We start from the raw sequence: 16,827 nt of genomic DNA on the forward strand, positions 1-16,827 counted from the left end.
CCCGTAGCGCCGGTCGCACCTGTGGCGCCGGTTGCACCTGTGGCTCCGGTCGAGCCGGTATCGCCCGTGGCGCCGGTGGCACCCGTAGCGCCGGTTGCACCAGTCGAGCCGGTCGCACCTGTCGAGCCCGTTGCTCCGGTATCACCCGTGGCGCCGGTCGCACCTGTGGCGCCGGTTGCTCCAGTCGAGCCTGTCGCGCCAGTGGCGCCAGTGGCACCTGTCGAGCCGGTATCACCCGTGGCGCCGGTCGCACCCGTAGCGCCGGTCGCACCTGTGGCTCCAGTCGAGCCGGTATCGCCCGTGGCGCCGGTCGCACCCGTAGCTCCGGTAGCACCTGTCGCGCCAGTCGCGCCCGTTGCTCCCGTATCACCCGTAGCGCCAGTCGCACCTGTGGCGCCCGTCGCGCCAGTCGCGCCCGTTGCGCCGGTATCACCCGTAGCGCCGGTCGCACCCGTGGCGCCGGTCGCGCCTGTGGCTCCGGTCGCACCCGTAGCACCCGTAGCGCCGGTAGCCCCCGTCGCGCCTGTTGCACCCGCGCCCGTGGCGCCGGTCGCACCCGTGGCGCCGGTCGCTCCCGTCGCGCCTGTTGCACCCGCGCCAGTCGCACCCGTAGCGCCCGTCGCTCCCGCCGGGCCCGTCGGGCCTATTTGACTCGTAACGGCGAAACTACCGCCATCGAAGGTATTGTTATTGGTTGGATTAGCCGCGCCGGATGTGAAAATATACGTATTACCGGGGCCAGGCGTAAGTGTACCCATTACGCCAAAATTCTGGTTGTAAATGGTATAGTTATGAGTGGTGTCTGGAATTGTTATCGTTACAGCAAATCTAAATACCAAACCGTTGGTCGCAGATGGAAGCTGGAAGCTACCCACCACCGTATCAGGATTGAGTGTTGTATCCACCAGGTAGTATGTGTTGACGTTACTGCTATTGCCGGGGCCAGTAATCGTACCAGTAAGCGTCAGATCACCCGCCACCAGGAGCCCGATGTAACTTGCCAAGCCAACTGAGGTCAGCGGCGGCAGCGGCGCCGACGTGCCCACACGTGCGGGTAGTTCCCAGGCACCGCCCAGGACTGCCGCGCCAACAAGCGAACTGGACGCGCAGACATCCACGCCGACGGCCGCTTCCAAAGCGTCGACGAAGGCATTGCCTGCCTTTCCCAGCGCCGTCTCGCAGCTCCACAGCCGCAGTTCGCCGTCCGCACCGAGCGCCCTGCCGATTGCGGCGAATTCCTCAGCCGCCCCCTTCAACGTCCCGACCGACCATTCTCCTGAAGCGAAATTAACCCGACCCGGCGCGCCATGCGCGATGATGTGGACGGCGTCCAGCTCTTCGTGCCCTCTAAGCGCCGCAGCCATCTGCGCCGCCGGCGCTTGACGGCCATCGAGCAGGATGGCCTGGACCCCCGGTCGCACGTTGCTCAGAACAGTCTCGAGATCGGAGATCGAAGGATCCACAAAGAGAATTTCAGAGGCACGGGCCATGACTGGCTCCTGTTCGCTTCCAATTCAATTCAAAAGGAAGCCGCCCACCGGCTTAGTCGGCGAGCGGTGCGGAAATGGCGCTTGGCCGCGGTCATCTTCCCGATGGCCCGATGGCGCCGCTTGGGCGACCAACGGCAGGGGCCTCCACGCGGAGGAAACCGGAGGCTTGGAAATTCCCGCCATCGTCAAATGTCCCGATCGCGAGAGAGCCGGCGGTGCTTGGAACCTTGACGGTTATTGCTACAGCGTGGCTTCGCTTGAGGGCGGCGGGAAGAATGACCTGGCCGACGATCGCGTTCTTGGCGGCGTCCAGAATGAAATAAGTTATATGCTCGGTCGCGTCGCCGATGGGCAAAACGCCCCTAACGGTGACATCCATTGCAGTAGACAAAGTTGCGTAGGTCATCATGCACTCCCCGATTAACTGCGGCTGGTGCCGCGGCTTCTCCTGCTTCACACTTGACTTTCAATGACCACAGTGCGCCCTCGACCCGACGAGCTTGGCCGCAAGCTCTCACGAAAGCTCGCCCGCGAAGGCGTGATGGGCTGCAGCCTTTGCTCCAGACGACTCCCGGTCCGATCGGCTGGCAGGAAGTCGCAGACGGCGACGTTCGCCGACGGCACTCGGCTTGAATAACCCTGTACAGATTTGGTTTGGATGGGGGGCACGGGAGCAGCCCGTCGCACCTTGCAGCAATAAATTTCCCACCGTTGCATAGATGGGCACCGCCTGCGGCGCTCAGTTGCGGATATGTTTGAAGTTGGTCGAAGCGGCGGGCTTCAAACTCCCTGGGAAACGCACGTGATATCACGTGATGCACGATCCACTCCCGTCACAGCTGACGCCGATCTCTTGGCGAAAACTCGCGAGAGCTCCGGAGTGGAAAACCCGTTCGACCCGAACAAAAAAGACAAACGCTTACACGGCCGCGCGCTCACCAAACGCACGTGCTTAGTCGTCCGCGACTTTGGCCTTGCTACTCCGGAACCCTCTGGCTTGACTCCCCTACGACTTCCGCAGAATGCCAGCTACCCACGACCTGTGGCCCCCCCTCACAGCAGCACATTAGTAAATTTGAAAATTAGCGATCTGTAAACTGTGGAAGCGACTAAACTTACCTACCTCTAAAGTATTAGGTCGGGAAATATTACAGACTGAAACTCTAGAAAATATTTTTGAAATCCATAACTTAACCCTCGCTCCTCAATTTGAGTCAATCGGAGAAACGTGATCGAGCTCGAGCGCCGCCATGCCCGTTGCGGCGTGGCGATTGGGTCGACGCCAACTACCGCTTCGTCGATCTTGACGTCGGTTGGCAAATGGCGGTCAAGTGGGCGGAGAACGTCTGAGGACCTTAGCTGATCGGGTGGCGGAACAGACGATTGGACTGATTTGAAGGCCAGGAACAATAGGAGCTTCGGGACAGCCCCGCGAACTCATCTGCGGCACGAAGAGAATGGCATTGCTTGAACGTCGCGGATCATCAGAGCGAGAGATGGCAATTCACCGATGACAACGCGCAAGCGACTTTGCCTGAACATGATCGTCAAGAACGAGACGGCCAACCTGCAGCGCTGTCTGGGGGCGGTTGTCGACCACATCGACTGCTGGGTCATCGGCGACACCGGGTCGACCGACGGGACACAGGATTTCATCAGGGCTTTCTTCGCCGCTCGCAACCTGCCCGGCGAGTTGCATGAGTTCACCTTCGAAAATTTCGAGCAGGCCCGCAACGCCGCGCTCGATCATGCATATGCTTCGTCGCTCGCCTATGATTATCTGCTTTTTGACGACGCCGACATGGAGTTGGTCGTCGAGGACGCGGGCTTCCGAGCGCAGCTCGACTGTCCTGGCTATCGGCTGCTCCAGCGATCCGGTTCCGACCTCGCCTATTGGAACACCCGTATCGTCAGGCGCGATGCCGGCGCCCGCTACCGCGGCGTGACGCATGAATATCTTGACGTTCCGGGCGACGTGAAGGAACTGCAGGGCGTTTGGTACAAGGACCATGCCAGCGGATCGAACCGCGTCGACAAGTTCGAGCGCGACATCAAGCTCCTACTGGAAGCGCTGGAAAAGGACCCGGAGAACCACCGATACTGGTTCTACCTGGCGCAGTCCTACCGCGACGCCGGACGCACGGCCGAGGCGGCGGTAGCCTACGCCAAACGCGCGGCGATGGGCGGCTGGGACGAGGAAGCATGGAACGCCCGCCTGCAGGAGGCGCGCTGCTTAAAAAAGCTTGGGGACGATGCAGGCTTCGTTCGCCAGGCGCTTGCTGCCTTCAATCAGCGCCCGCAACGTGCCGAACCCCTCTACGATCTCGCGCGGTTCCATCGCGAGCAGGGGATGAACGACGCCAGCGTGCTGTTTTCGGAAGCCGGCCTGGCGATCAGGAAACCCGAGCAGGACATCCTGTTTCTCGAGGATTTCATCTACACGACGGGCCTTCGCGAGGAATACGCGATCGCGGCAAACTACGCGCGCGATCCGTTGCGCAAGGACCGCGGGTTCGCAGCGTGCAATTGGCTGGCGCTGAGCCGCAGCATCGGCGACGGTGCCGTCGATCTGGCGCGGTCCAACCTGTTCTTCTACATCCAGCCCGCCAAGACGATGATGCCATCGTTCACTGCGCAACCGGTCGGGTTCATGCCCCCCGACGGCTATCGGCTCGCAAACCCGTCCGTGGCTCGGTGGGACAACCAGATCGTCCTGTTGCAGGGGGCCGTCACCCCGGCGGCGGCGGAAGAGAATCTCCGGGCTCAAGCGCCGGATCGAGCGGCGGTCCACACACGCAATTTCTTGCTGCGCATCGACAGTGAATTCGGGATCGCGTCGGCCGATGAGATCTCACAGCCGACCGACTTGCCGCGACCTGCTAACGACCGGGCCTACGGGCTCGAGGCCTTGCGTCCGTTTGCCTGGGAGGGGCAATTGTGGAGCAGCGCCTACATGCGCGCGTCGGCCGCAGAAGGCGAACCAGTCATCGCGCGCATCGACGATGGCGGGCCTGCACCATACCGGATGACTGACTGGCGTGTGATCCGGCCGATCGGTGCGAAGATGAACGGCAACAACTGGGTCCCCCTCGTCAAGCCGGCCGGCATCGGCACCGACCGGGAGCGGCTGCAGTTCCTTTCTGTGGGTGATTCCATCCGCATCGTCGGCGATCAAGGGCAGACGATATCGGAAAAGCCGTCTTCCGTCGCTGCCGACCAGCTCAAGGGAGGCACGCAGGCGATTCCATTCGAGGGCGGATGGCTGACACTTGCCCACGAGACGCGGGCAAGGCCGGACGGGGCTCAGCCATACTGCCAGCACCGCTTCGTCTGGTTGGACGAAACGGGCTGCTTGGCAAAGATCAGCCGGCCGTTCTTCTTCAATGAAAAGGGGGTTGAGTTTGCAGCCGGCCTAGCTTGGCATCCAAAGGACGAGCGCCTGCTGATTTCGTACGGCGTCGCGGGGAGCGAAGCGTGGATCGCCGCCGTCGATGCCTCGGAGGTAAGCTCGCTGCTGGAGAGGACCGACTGTTTGTCCGCAAGCGAAGCATATTGGAGCTCACTTGCGACGGCGTCGTTGGACGGTCCGACCATACAAATTGTGGCGGCTCAGCAGCGCAAAGAACTCGCCGCCCGCGCCCGGCCCGGACCCGGCGACCTCCATCAACAAACCCGGCCTGACAGCGGACTCCCGAAGGCGGCGAGCAGGATTGTCCTCTCCGGCAATGCGAAGGGCACAGAGGAGGTCCTGCTCGAGCTGGCGCCGTTCCTTCGCTTGGCAGATTCGCCGCATGAGCGTCGCAGTCAATCGTGGGCGTTCGATAGCCGGATAGCCCCCTTCCTGGGCAGGGGAGATGCCGCGCTGCCTCAGATCCACTGCTTTTACGAAGTGCTTTCCGACACTTCGAAGCATCTGACCTTGATTGCCGCCACCTCGTCGATGCGCGCCGCAGGCCATCCCGTGAGGGTCTGGAGCTACTCGCCGAACAAGCTTGACTTCCTCGTGCCGCTCGGCATCGAGGTACGCGCCGCGGATGACGTGATGCCGCGCAGCTTGTTCGAGCGAATGGTCGCCGGCTCCGAGATCCGATATTTCAGCGACGCCTTTCGCTACGCCGTGCTTTACGAACATGGCGGGTTGTGGATGGATTGCGACGTGGTCATGCTGCGACCGTTTCCGTTCCGCGGCGATTACTTTTTCAATCTGCAATGGCGCGGCGGCCACCAAGGCCACTTCGTCTGCGGCAACGTGATCTATGCCGAAGCCTTCAGCCCCCATTTGAGAGCGCTCTACGAGATGTCAATCGAGCGGTTCTTCGGTCAGAGCGGCAAGGGGTTCGGCGAGATCGGCCCGAAACTGCTTTCCGACTACGTCGCTTCGGATCAAGGCGCCGAGCTGCGCGATTGGGTATTCGGGCCGATGTTCTTTAACGCGATCGATTGGACCGAGATAAGCGAGTTCGAAAAGCCGCTCTCCGATCTGGCTGTCTACTTGAATGATGAGCGCGTCTTCGGGTCACACCTGTGGACGGCACGAAATGAAGCTCGCCCGGGCGGGGAAGGAGCGCCGCTCATCTCATTGCTGGTCGAGCCGCTGCAGAGCTTTCCCACACTCATCGATCTTGCTGATCGCTTCAACACCGACAAGAACCGCCATACCGGCAACCGGCATGCTTACGCGCGCGTCTACGAGCGGCTGCTGTCCAGCCGGAGACTCTCCATGCGAAGGCTATTGGAGATCGGCCTTTGTCGCATCGCCGCGGAACGCGACCAGTCCGAGACGCCCTCGGTCTCGCTCTGGCAGTCCTATTTTCCTTACGCCGAGGTGATCGGTGTCGACCTGACGGATTTTTCTCAGTTCAACAATGAGAGGTTCAAGTCTTTCGTTTGCGATCAATCCAAGCTGGAGGATCTGCGCTCCGTCGCCGCGAAACTGGAACCGGGCTCGCTTGACGTGATTATCGACGACGGCAGTCATGCTTCGTTCGACGAGCAACTGACGCTGCGCGAATTCTTCCCGCTGCTCGCCGAAGGTGGATGGTATTTCATCGAAGACCTCGACTGGCAGCCACCAGGCGAAAATGCCGGTGAAATCACACTCAGCAAGGATCTCTTGCGAGAAATCCAACAGCACGGCACGGCGCGATCAATCGACCCGGTCGGGATCAGCGACCTTGCCGATCAGTTTGCAGAAATCCGGTTCTTCGACAGCCACTTCGAGCTTAGCCAGGCAAAATTGCTCGGAGGGCTAGTGGCGATCCGCAAGCGCGGAGGCGCCGGCCTTGTTCGATGAGCGTCACAGGGCGTTGCGGCCGGGTTTGGATGGGTCCAGCCGTATAGCGGGAGGTCGCTTGACGACTGCGTCCAATCGCGGACCCCTTCCTTGAAAATCGCGGTCTACACCATCGCGCTGAACGAAGCCGCACACGTCGAGAGGTGGGCAAATTCGGCCGTCGACGCCGACTATCGGATAGTCGCCGACACCGGCAGCACCGACGACACGGTATCCCGACTGATCAACGCCGGCGTAACCGTGCACCGGATCGCGGTCCGCCCATGGCGCTTCGACGACGCCCGAAATGCCGCCCTGGCCCTCATCCCCTCCGACGTCGACGTGTGCTGCACGATGGACATGGATCGTTTCCTCGAGCCCGGCTGGCGCCCCAAGCTGGAGGCGGCCTGGAGACCCGAAACGACAGCCCTCTATTGTCAGACGATCTATAGAGCGAGTGTCGACGACCCCAGACCGTTGCGGCAATGGGCCACCAAGAATTTTCACCATCGCTGGGGATATCGCTTCAAGCGCCCGGTCCATGAGGCCCTCGTCTTCACCGGAGAAAGGGAGGTGGTCACGACCAGCGACGAGCTTGTCATGTTCGAGGTACAGGACCTGGCCAAGCCAACCAGGAGCAGCTACCTGCCGCTGATGGAGGTTGCCTACAAGGAAGATCCCGACGACGCACAGATGTGTTTCTGGCTCGGGCGGGACCTGATGTGGGCCAACCGGCCCGACCAGGCCGTCCGGCTGCTCGAGCGCTACCTTGGCTTGCCGGCAAGCACCTGGGGCGAAGAACGGTCAGAAGCGATGCGTTACATCGCCCGCATGATGCCCGACCAGAGATTGGTATGGTTGGACAAAGCACGAATGGAAGCGCCGCATCGCCGCGAAGTCTGGGCCGACCTTGCGGAGGAACTCCACGGCAGGGCCGACTGGTTGAATCTGTTCTGGGCATGCAGCAACGGAATCGAAAACACCCGCCGCACCGGAAGCTATCTCGATGACCCGAACTGCTGGGGGTTTCGGCTTTTCGATTTGGGCGCCATAGCCTCATGGCACCTGAATGCGATGGACCGCGCTGTGGAATGGGGGCAGATGGCGCTCGAGCTTGATCCGGGCAATGAGCGTCTCAGGAACAACCTCGATTTCTTCATTCGGCGCCGACAAGAGGATCGAGCAGCACCGCTCGGCGAAGAGGGTGTTCGGTGAAGTCGACCAGTTGCCGGGACGGACTGGCCGACCGAGGTCAAGGCCAAACTCTCGCTCACGTATTGATCCGTACCGATTCTTCCGGCCGTTCGTCACTGATGACAAGCGGTGGCAAGCATACGTAGGCTTTGAGCGAGGGCATCACGCCGGCCATAATGCAATCGATGCCTGCATTGTTCAGCCTGAGGCCGAAGCCTGCAAAATCGACGATCATCGGCCGTATCGGAAGGCACCACTCCAACAGCGCACGCGCGCCGCGCGGCGAGACGGAGTAACAAACCGTGCCGAGCAGATAGTGCGCTCGAAGCAGAGCAGGTTCGATTTCCGCCTCCTGGAAGTCAGCAATATGCGTCATGACTTCACCCGAAAAGAACTCCAGCCTGGCACCGGTTCCGCCAGGAAGGGCATCCAGCCAGGCATAGCACCGCAAGCTTGCACTCCACAGGATAAAGTCCCAATCGGCCGGGATATTCGCCAAGAGCGAGTTCTTGTGTCGTTCGAACTCGCGAGAGAAGATCGCATCATCCTCGGCAACCGTTATGACCTTGTGCCGCCCGACGGCCTCTCTCCAGAGCGTCACGTGCGAAATGGCGCAGCCAAGGCTCCCAGGCGCATACTCCAAATCCGACCTGATAACCCCACGCTCTATCAGCTTGTCGCGGTCGAGGGATTTTCCGTCAAATCCGGAGAACCTCCGGACTTCCGGCAGGTGCGAGTTTAACTTGCGAAATTTATCCAGCCGCCCGACACTTCGATCGAGATTAATTACATAGATCTCCGACATGACGCTTTTAGCCCCATTTTGGCGATGGTTCGTCCATTCGATCACTTTGCATCGGGCGAACCAGCTTGCACCCCGGCCTCTACGTGAGAGCACTTCAAGTCTAGCGGGTTCGGTGATAGCTGGCGAGACGGCCTGGACCGGGCATTCGAAGCTTGGAGGATTTGCGTCCGGGAACTGGAGAGGCTATGAGGCGCCGAGAGTTGGCGGTTGGCATCATCGTTGCGGCAGCATCGGCTACCGCACTGGCAAAGTTTTCGGCCGCTGCAGCTATGCCATCCCGCCGGGATAAGACACCCGCGACACTTCTGTCCGCCCCCCTCGAACTCGCGGGTAAGTGGGGCCGCATGCTCCCGCAAGCGGCAGAACAGGTCATTGAAAGGGCGCGGCGCGCCTGCCTAGACGGCATCCGACTGCTCTCTGATCGCCAGCCGGCAAAGCTCCGCGTCGACCGCCATGGCACCGGACAGCCGGCGATCTGGCTGCATCCCGACGGCAGCAGTATGGCCTGGATCATTGTCGACATCGGCGAACGGGACTGGTCGAAGCTTGCCTACCAGTTCGGCCATGAACTCGGCCATGTGCTTGCCAACAGCTGGCAGGCCGATGCGAAGCCGGCACCTCCTTGCCAATGGCTGGAGGAAGCTATGGTGGAGGCCTTCTCACTGCGAGGCCTCGGACGCCTGGCGAAAGACTGGAAACAGAACCCGCCTTTCGCAGGTGACAACGCTTTCGGCGATGCCATTGCCGAATATCGCGAGAACATCATCAAACGCTATACCGCGCTCGCCGACAGCCAGGGGCTTACTCGAGATGCTGCGACGTGGTTCGCCGACCACCGAAGCGAGATCGAAATTCCAGGTCTCAATCCGTTCGCGCAAGCAATGTGCCTGACCATTCTCGCAGAATATGAGCAGGTTCCCGATTGCATTGAGGCGCTGGGAGCGCTCAACCGCTGGCCTGGCCGCAGCGGGGTTCCAATCGCTGAATATCTCCGCCGATGGAAAAAGAGCTGTGCCGAATTGCACGCCTCGCCGCACCTGCCGGTCCGACTCCAGCAATTGTTGCGTGTTTCCCGGGAGCGACGCTAGCCAATGCTTCGCAATGTGGCGGGAATCTTGTGAGCGGAAGCATACCGGGCCTGCGCGGACGCTACGAATCTCCAGCAGGGTCAAGAAACCTAAGCCAGCAGTTGGCTAGCGGCCGTCCGTATGTCGTGGCTGGTGCGGAAGGGCCTGTTGTTTGGTAGCGTCCGGATCAGTCTCCTGCGCCTTCTGCTCGGAGTGCCGCCGACCATATACAAGCCTGAACACAATCCCGAGATACCCGACCTGCAGCAGAAGCGCGGCCAAGAGGCTCCAGGCAATACTCATCCAGACGGACCCTGTGGCCTCATAGGCCCAGGTTCCGACTACGCTCGACGTGATCAGCATTCCGACCAGAAACTGAGGAAAGTACATCTCCCCAATCCTGCCTCCACGCACTCAAGCCGAAAATTTCACTATTTTAGCAATCGAGCAAGTATCGCCGCCTGTACCAATTTCGATGCAGCACCGGGTCTCTCATTTGAGCAGCCCGGTGACGGAAGACGCTGGAACGTCAGGTCGAAGGCTTGGAGGATGACGGGTTCCTAGGAGAATTCCGAGTTGAAAGGCGAGCGGATGTCCGGCGGGGTGGTCGATATCAAGCAAGGTCGCCAGCGCGTACACACCCGCCGAGGGAGTGAACGACCGGCGAACACCCGTGACACTTTGCGTGGGACTTTCTGCATCGATTCCTGCCGCAGTACGCCGTTCGTTTCGCTTTTCCATTTTGGGGCTTGCTCTAAGCCGGCCGGAACCCTATGGGAAATCCGCGTCGGAGTGTAGCGCAGCCTGGTAGCGCACCTGATTTGGGATCAGGGGGTCGCGTGTTCGAATCACGCCACTCCGACCAGTTTTCCTGGACATCTTGCAGCCCGCGCGCCGGGAACCCTGTCGGCCCTTCAGAAGTTCTGTTGCCATGGCCGACACTACGAAGATCCCCACCATAGCCCGCATCTGGCGCGGCAGGACCTTGCCGGAAAAAGCCGACGACTACGAAGCCTACAATTACGAGACCGGCATCAAGCCGCTCATCGAAAAGGCACTCGGCGTCCAGACATTTCGCGAGGACTCGGCGACCTATTCCGAGTTCGTGACGATCTCCTATTGGGAGAGCATCGAGGCAATGGCGCGCTTCACCGGCGGCGGGCCGACCGAGGTCCACCATCTCGACCGCGACGCGGAATTCCTGATCGAGCTGCCGAAGAGCGTGCAAGTGCTGCGATTGCTCACCAGCCATGGCAAGACGGGCTGAAGGTTTCCAGCGCTGAAGGTTTCCAGCATCGAGCAACAGACCTTGGTCTCTGAAGGGAGCCGGCGGCGTGGACCGAGTAAACCCGCCGGGCGAGTCCCCAACAACCTCGAGCCCGGCGAGCCTACAACCCGATCTGGAACGTGACCGGGACCGGGATCAACCGGCGTATCTTATAGTGCAAAATGGATGCCAGCGGCATCATCCCGAAATGGGACAACTCGGAAAAAACCGCTACGCCCTTTTTCTGGAGTTGCTCTAGACTTCCGGCAATGGGGGATTATGGATGCCTGTTCTCGAGGCGCTGCTGTCGCTGATCGGCCCGGCCTACTTGGCCTATTATGGCTTCACGGTTCCGGTCGCGGTCGCCTGGGCAATCCTGTGCGCTGCTCTTTGGGTTTGGAACAACCGGCCGAGCAAGAGGCAGAATGGCAGCGTCGCCCCGTCGCGGATCGCCAGCCTGGTGTTCTTCGTCTTTGTCGCCGCATGCTACGTGGCGGCGCACACAGGAGTCTACCTGCTGGCTCGGCACCTGGCCGAGCTATGGGCGTAAGGCACACAGTCCCGCCAGCAGCCCTTCGATATTCTAGATATCGAACTCGCCCTGCCCCTCGTCCATGGCGCCGACGGTCTCCGCGGCGAGCGCGCGGGTGATCGGCGTCTTGCGCTCCAGCGCGGCGCGGTCGAGGCGTTCGACGACGCGCATGGCGGTGGCCAGCGAGCGCTCGATGCGCCGCACCAGATACTGCACGACATGCGGCTCGACCTCGACCTGGCGGTCGGCGAACAGCTTGGTGATAACGCCGGCGAGCAGCAGGTCGTCCGGCTCGTGGATCTCGATGGTCGCCGCCGCTTTCAGCCGCGAGATGAGGTCCGGCAGCGCGACGCGCCAGGCGGAGGGAAAGCGGCGCGCCGTCAGAAGCAGCGTGGAGCCGGCGCCGCGCACGGTGTTGATCAGGTGGAACAGGCCCTGCTCGTCGATCGGGACCTTGTCGATGTCGTCGATCAGCGCGGGGCTCGCGCCAAGCCCGCCAATGTGCTCGCCGATCCTGTCGGGAGCGATGGCGACAGCGTGCGCATGCGCTTGCCAGATCTGGGCGAGATGCGTCTTGCCGGAACCCGGGGGGCCGGCGAGCACCACCACCGGCGAGGGCCAGTCCGGCCAGCGGTCGACAAGTGCTGCGGCCTGCGCGTTGGTGCCGGAGACGACGAGCTCGTCGCGCGAATAGCCGGTGCCATGGCCGAGATCGAGCGGCAGTTGCCGCGGCGGATCGGTTCGTTCGCCAGCCATTTCAGCCACGCGGCTGTGAGCGGTGGCCGCGGCCGCGATCCGCCGGCAACGGAGGTGCTGGCTCGGTGGCATGGCCGTTGTAGAGCGGCGATTCGAGATAGCGGGCGATCGCAAAGCGCACCAGCACCGCAATGGCCGCCGAAGCCGGCACCGCAATCAGCAGGCCGACGAAGCCGAACAGCGCGCCGAAGGCAAAGAGCGCGAACATCAGCCAGACCGGATGCAGGCCGACGCTTTTGCCGACCAGCCTCGGCTGCAGGATGTTGCCCTCGATGAACTGGCCGACGAAGAACACGCAGGCCACCGCCACGATCATCGTCCAATCCGGCCAGAACTGGACGAAGGCGACGCCGACCGCGAGCACCAGCCCGGTCAGCGAGCCGACATAGGGGATGAAGGAGATCAGCCCGGCGAAGAAGCCGATGAGGATGGCGAAGTTCAGCCCCGTCAGCGTCAGGCCGGTGGCGTACATGGCGCCCAGCACAAGGCAGAGCGTGCCCTGCCCGCGCACGAAGCCGGCGGTGGCGGTGTTGATGTCGCGCGCGAGCGCTCTGACCGTCTCGACATAGTCGCGCGGCACCCAGCTGTCGACCACTGCCACCATCCGGTCCCAGTCGAGCAGCATGTAGAAGGCAACCACCGGGGTGACGACGAAGAGGCTGACGACCGAGACCAGCGCCACGCCCGAGCTCCAGATCGAGGTGAAGACGGTGGTGAGCAGCCCAAAGCCGGTGGTGAGCAGCGAGTTCAGTCCGTTGCGCAGGCTTGCCGCGTTGACGCCAAAACGCTGCTCCAGCCAATTCGGGTCGAAGCTGGTGATGAGCGACTGCAAGCGGGTGAGATATTCCGGCAGCTTGCGCGCGAAATCGGCCATCTGCGTGGCCAGCACAGGCACCAGGATGACGAAGGCGAGCACCACGACGACGACGAAGGCAATGAGGATCACCACCGTCGCCATCAGCCGGGAGAGGCCGAGCCGCTGCAGCCGATCGGCGACCGGATCGAGGAAATAGGCCAGCACCATGCCGGCGACGAAGGGCAAGAGGATGCCGGAGAAGACATAGAGGAACAGCGCCAGAAGCACGGCCACGATCAGCCAGAACGCGATCTGCCGGCGCAACGCGGTCGAGGCCGCGGCCGTCCAGGCTTCGCCGTCAGGTGTCCGTGCTGGAATTGCCCGACTTGGTGTTGCTCGTCCGGGAGCCTTCGCCATAGCCACTCATATGCCTTAGCCAGGCCACGAGATAGGCCGCGGCCGAAGCCACGGTCAAGACCCCGGAGAGCAATATGAGCGCCGGCCGGAGCGGATCGAGGTGCATGGAAAAGGCAAGCTCGCCCAGCACAAGCGCCGCCAGCGCGATCTGCACGGCGGTGTTCACCTTGGAGACCAAGAGCGGCTTCATCTCGACAGGCTGAGCCATCACGCTGGACAAAAGCACGGCGCAGACGATCAGTGCGTCGCGCGAGACCATGGTCACGACAAGCCAGAGCGGCAGTTCCCCGGCGTAACCCATGACGACGAAGACCGAGACCAGGAGAAGCTTGTCGGCGACCGGATCGAGATAGGCGCCGAGCCGCGAGAACAACCGGTAGCGGCGAGCGATGAAACCGTCGACGCCGTCGGAGATGCCGGCGACGAGGAAGCCGGCAAAGGCCCAGTCCCAGCGCGCCTGCAGCATGGCCAGCACCACGGCCGGCACCAGCAGGAGCCGCATGATCGTGATCATGTTGGGTATGGTCACGTGATGTCCTGTCATGGCTTTTGTTGGGAGATAGTTGATGGAGATGGGAGGCGCGCGCAAGGGAGGAGTTGCTGATCTCCCCGCTCGAGGCCGCTCGGGGGGAGATTGGCCGTTCACCCGCCTTGCCCCCCGAAACCATTCATGCGATGAGCCCGCAATGGAAACACGGATGAGCCGAAGATGAGCAAGGGCAAGAACGGGCTCACCTATGCCGAGGCGGGCGTCGATATCGATGCCGGCAATCTCATGGTCGAGAAGATCAAGCCGCTGGTGCGCGCGACGCGCCGCCCTGGCGCCGACGGCGAGATCGGCGGCTTCGGCGGCCTGTTCGATTTGAAAGCCGCCGGCTTCACCGATCCGGTGCTGGTCGCGGCCAATGACGGGGTCGGCACCAAGCTCAAGATCGCCATCGATTCCGGCAAGCACGACACGATCGGCATCGACCTTGTCGCCATGTGCGTCAACGACATCGTCGTGCAGGGCGCGGAGCCGCTGTTCTTCCTCGACTATTTCGCCACCGGCAAGCTCGATCCCGAGCAAGGGGCGGCCATCGTCGGCGGCATTGCCGAAGGCTGCCGGCAGGCGGGCTGCGCGCTGATCGGCGGCGAGACCGCCGAGATGCCCGGCATGTATCACGACAAGGATTACGACCTTGCCGGTTTTGCCGTGGGCGCGGCCGAGCGCGGCCAGCTGCTGCCCACCGACGACATCGTCGAAGGGGACGTGCTGCTTGGCCTCGCCTCCTCCGGCCTTCACTCCAACGGCTTTTCGCTGGTGCGCCGTATCGTCGCCGCAAGCGGGCTTGGCTGGAGCGATCCGGCGCCGTTCAACGATGAACTGAGCCTCGCCGAGGCGCTGCTCGAGCCGACGCGCATCTATGTGAAGTCGATCCTGAAGGCGATCCGCAACACGCATGGCATCAAGGCGCTGGCTCACATCACCGGCGGCGGTTTTCCGGAAAACATTCCGCGCGTGCTGCCCAAGGATTTCTCCGCCGAGCTCGACCTCGAGGCGATAGACGTGCCGCCGGTGTTCTCCTGGCTCGCCAGGACCGGCGGCGTCGCGCCGGAAGAGATGATGCGCACCTTCAACTGCGGCATCGGCATGATCCTCGCCGTTGCTTCCGGCCAGGCAGCGCAGGTGGCGGCGGTGCTGCAGGAAGCCGGCGAAACGGTGACGCCTATCGGTCGCATCGTGCCGCGCCGCGACGCCGGTGTCATCTACCGGGGCTCGATCGAACTATGAGCAGGAAACGCACGGTCGTCCTGATCTCGGGACGCGGCTCCAACATGACGGCGCTGATCGCGGCAGCCAATGACCCGACCTATCCGACCGAGATCGTCGGCGTCATCTCCGATCGGGCGAACGCCGCAGGCCTCGGCATCGCGCAATCGCGCGGCATCGCTACCAAGGTGGTTCAGCGCGCCGACCATCCGAGCAAGGACGCGCATGACGCAGCGATCGATGCCGCGCTTACCGGCTTCGGCGCCGAGATCGTGGCCCTGGCCGGCTATATGCGCATTCTCGGCCGTGGCCTGGTCGAGAAATGGCAGGGGCGCATGGTCAATATCCACCCTGCCCTTCTGCCTGCCTTCAAGGGGCTGGACACGCATGCGCGCGCCATCCGCGCGGGCGTGCGCATCCATGGCTGCTCCGTGCATTTCGTCACGCCCGAGATGGATGATGGACCGATCATTGCCCAGGCAGCCGTGCCGGTGATGGTCGGCGACAATGAGGACACTCTGGCCGCGCGGGTGCTGAAGGTCGAGCACCGGCTCTACCCGCTGGCGCTGGGCCTGGTCGCCGAAGGCAAGGCGCGGATGGAAAAAGGCCACACCGTGCTTGCCCACTTCGCCGACGACGCCGACAACGCCACCTCGGTGGTGATGGCGCCGGACCCGCTGCGCGAGGAAACCGACCTCGAACAGCTGGCGCGGATCACGCCGTAATTCCTTGAGGGCGGTAGCAATTATTGCTACCCTCAATCCAAGGGAGACCGTTCATGGCAGGAGTCGAAAAAGTCAGCGTGGCGCTTTCGCCGGAACTGCTGGAGATGGTCAAAGATGCCGTCGATAGCGGTCGTTATGGCTCGGCGAGCGAAGTCATTCGGGAGGCGCTGCGCGAGTGGCGCTTGCGCCAACCGCTCCGCGAAGCCGAAGTAGAGCGGCTGCGCAGGGCCTGGACCGAGGGACTGGAGAGCGGCCCATTCGTTCCTTTCGACATCGAGGACATCAAGCGGAAAGCCCGGAGCCGTCTCATCGAAGCTGCCAAGAAATAATCCATGGCAGCCCTGCCGATCATCCGCAGTCCTGCGGTTGAAGATGACTTGGCCGACATCTGGCTTTCCATTGCGAAAGACAGCCCGCGTGCGGCCGACCATTTTCTGGATGCGATCGCCGAACGCATCCTGCAGGTAGCCGTCTTCCTCGAATCCGGGCCGCGAAGACCCGATATCGGGGCCGACACACGTGCGCTGACCATCGGCAACTATCTCATTCTCTACCGGCTCGCCGAGGAACGGATCGAGGTTGTGCGTGTCGTGCATGGCGCGCGCGATGTCTCAACGCTGCTCTAAGGAGGCGAAGCTTGGAGATTTTCGGCAGCGCAGTCCGGACAAAGGCGACCTCGCCGGTGTCTTCGAATATGAAGAGGCCGACGGACCGATGCCGCGACGAGGGCGAGATACGGTGGTAAGCAGGGGA

14 protein-coding genes, 1 tRNA gene and 2 pseudogenes are annotated in these 16,827 nt (G+C 62.4%); 10 read left to right on the forward strand and 7 right to left on the reverse strand.

The window, feature by feature from the left end; genetic code table 11:
* The 3 genes and pseudogenes from CK220_RS32490 to CK220_RS17100 form a co-directional block, all read right to left on the reverse strand.
* A pseudogene (locus tag CK220_RS32490) lies at positions 1 to 758 on the reverse strand (hypothetical protein); the annotation flags it as partial.
* Between the two features lie 237 nt (positions 759 to 995).
* A pseudogene (locus CK220_RS32495) lies at positions 996 to 1,490 on the reverse strand (DUF4347 domain-containing protein); the annotation flags it as partial.
* A 91-nt stretch (positions 1,491 to 1,581) separates the two neighbouring features.
* On the reverse strand, positions 1,582 to 1,899 hold the full coding sequence (locus CK220_RS17100; RefSeq protein ID WP_176479113.1) for a hypothetical protein: 318 nt from the start codon (positions 1,897 to 1,899) through the stop codon (positions 1,582 to 1,584).
* A 1,101-nt stretch (positions 1,900 to 3,000) separates the two neighbouring features.
* On the opposite strand from CK220_RS17100, the gene CK220_RS17105 reads away from it, so the two are divergent.
* Together CK220_RS17105 and CK220_RS17110 are read left to right on the forward strand one after the other, a co-directional pair.
* Positions 3,001 to 6,783, forward strand: coding sequence for a glycosyltransferase (locus CK220_RS17105; RefSeq protein WP_095812670.1), 3,783 nt, complete (start codon positions 3,001 to 3,003; stop codon positions 6,781 to 6,783).
* 90 nt (positions 6,784 to 6,873) lie between these two features.
* On the forward strand, positions 6,874 to 7,977 hold the full coding sequence (locus CK220_RS17110; protein WP_095812671.1) for a glycosyltransferase: 1,104 nt from the start codon (positions 6,874 to 6,876) through the stop codon (positions 7,975 to 7,977).
* Between the two features lie 55 nt (positions 7,978 to 8,032).
* Here CK220_RS17110 and CK220_RS17115 read toward each other — a convergent pair whose 3' ends face one another.
* Entirely contained in the window at positions 8,033 to 8,761 is a 729-nt protein-coding gene (locus CK220_RS17115) for a glycosyltransferase family 25 protein (protein WP_095812672.1), read from the reverse strand.
* Between the two features lie 200 nt (positions 8,762 to 8,961).
* Here CK220_RS17115 and CK220_RS17120 point away from each other — a divergent pair, with 200 nt between their 5' ends.
* The 4 genes from CK220_RS17120 (at position 8,962) to CK220_RS17140 (ending at position 11,645) form a co-directional block, all read left to right on the forward strand.
* On the forward strand, positions 8,962 to 9,849 hold the full coding sequence (locus tag CK220_RS17120) for a hypothetical protein (protein ID WP_245429240.1): 888 nt from the start codon (positions 8,962 to 8,964) through the stop codon (positions 9,847 to 9,849).
* Between the two features lie 767 nt (positions 9,850 to 10,616).
* A tRNA-Pro gene (locus tag CK220_RS17130) sits at positions 10,617 to 10,693 on the forward strand.
* Between the two features lie 66 nt (positions 10,694 to 10,759).
* The gene (locus CK220_RS17135; RefSeq protein WP_095812674.1) at positions 10,760 to 11,095 is read left to right on the forward strand and encodes a hypothetical protein; all 336 of its coding nucleotides are present in this window, start codon (positions 10,760 to 10,762) and stop codon (positions 11,093 to 11,095) included.
* A gap of 283 nt (positions 11,096 to 11,378) precedes the next feature.
* Complete coding sequence (locus CK220_RS17140; RefSeq protein ID WP_095812675.1) at positions 11,379 to 11,645, forward strand: hypothetical protein; 267 nt, start codon at positions 11,379 to 11,381, stop codon at positions 11,643 to 11,645.
* A 33-nt stretch (positions 11,646 to 11,678) separates the two neighbouring features.
* Here CK220_RS17140 and hdaA read toward each other — a convergent pair whose 3' ends face one another.
* From hdaA to CK220_RS17155, 3 genes are read right to left on the reverse strand one after another with little or no spacing between them, the layout of a single operon-like run.
* Positions 11,679 to 12,383 carry a DnaA regulatory inactivator HdaA gene (hdaA, locus tag CK220_RS17145; RefSeq protein ID WP_095812676.1) on the reverse strand — a complete coding sequence of 235 codons (705 nt, stop codon included), beginning with the start codon at positions 12,381 to 12,383 and terminating at the stop codon, positions 11,679 to 11,681.
* Between the two features lies 1 nt (position 12,384).
* Positions 12,385 to 13,596 (reverse strand): AI-2E family transporter, encoded by a 1,212-nt coding sequence (locus CK220_RS17150; protein WP_095812677.1) that lies wholly within the window; start codon positions 13,594 to 13,596, stop codon positions 12,385 to 12,387.
* A complete protein-coding gene (locus CK220_RS17155; protein ID WP_095812825.1) occupies positions 13,538 to 14,125 on the reverse strand; it encodes a CDP-alcohol phosphatidyltransferase family protein in 588 nt (195 codons plus the stop codon). The genes CK220_RS17150 and CK220_RS17155 overlap by 59 nt, the downstream gene beginning before the upstream one ends.
* Before the next feature lie 180 nt (positions 14,126 to 14,305).
* On the opposite strand from CK220_RS17155, the gene purM reads away from it, so the two are divergent.
* Genes purM through CK220_RS17175 form a run of 4 tightly spaced genes read left to right on the forward strand, consistent with a single transcriptional unit; the run spans position 14,306 to position 16,700 of the window.
* A complete protein-coding gene (gene purM / locus CK220_RS17160; RefSeq protein ID WP_095812678.1) occupies positions 14,306 to 15,370 on the forward strand; it encodes a phosphoribosylformylglycinamidine cyclo-ligase in 1,065 nt (354 codons plus the stop codon).
* The gene (purN, locus tag CK220_RS17165) at positions 15,367 to 16,074 is read left to right on the forward strand and encodes a phosphoribosylglycinamide formyltransferase (RefSeq protein ID WP_095812679.1); all 708 of its coding nucleotides are present in this window, start codon (positions 15,367 to 15,369) and stop codon (positions 16,072 to 16,074) included. Before purM ends, purN begins: the two co-directional genes overlap by 4 nt.
* A gap of 53 nt (positions 16,075 to 16,127) precedes the next feature.
* Positions 16,128 to 16,403, forward strand: coding sequence for a type II toxin-antitoxin system ParD family antitoxin (locus CK220_RS17170; RefSeq protein WP_095812680.1), 276 nt, complete (start codon positions 16,128 to 16,130; stop codon positions 16,401 to 16,403).
* Positions 16,404 to 16,406: 3 nt separating this feature from the next.
* Positions 16,407 to 16,700, forward strand: a complete 294-nt coding sequence (locus CK220_RS17175) for a type II toxin-antitoxin system RelE/ParE family toxin (protein WP_095812681.1) — start codon at positions 16,407 to 16,409, stop codon at positions 16,698 to 16,700.
* Positions 16,701 to 16,827: the final 127 nt, after the last annotated feature.

Origin of the sequence: Mesorhizobium sp. WSM3860 (genome assembly GCF_002294995.1) — a bacterium.
Lineage (GTDB): Bacteria > Pseudomonadota > Alphaproteobacteria > Rhizobiales > Rhizobiaceae > Mesorhizobium.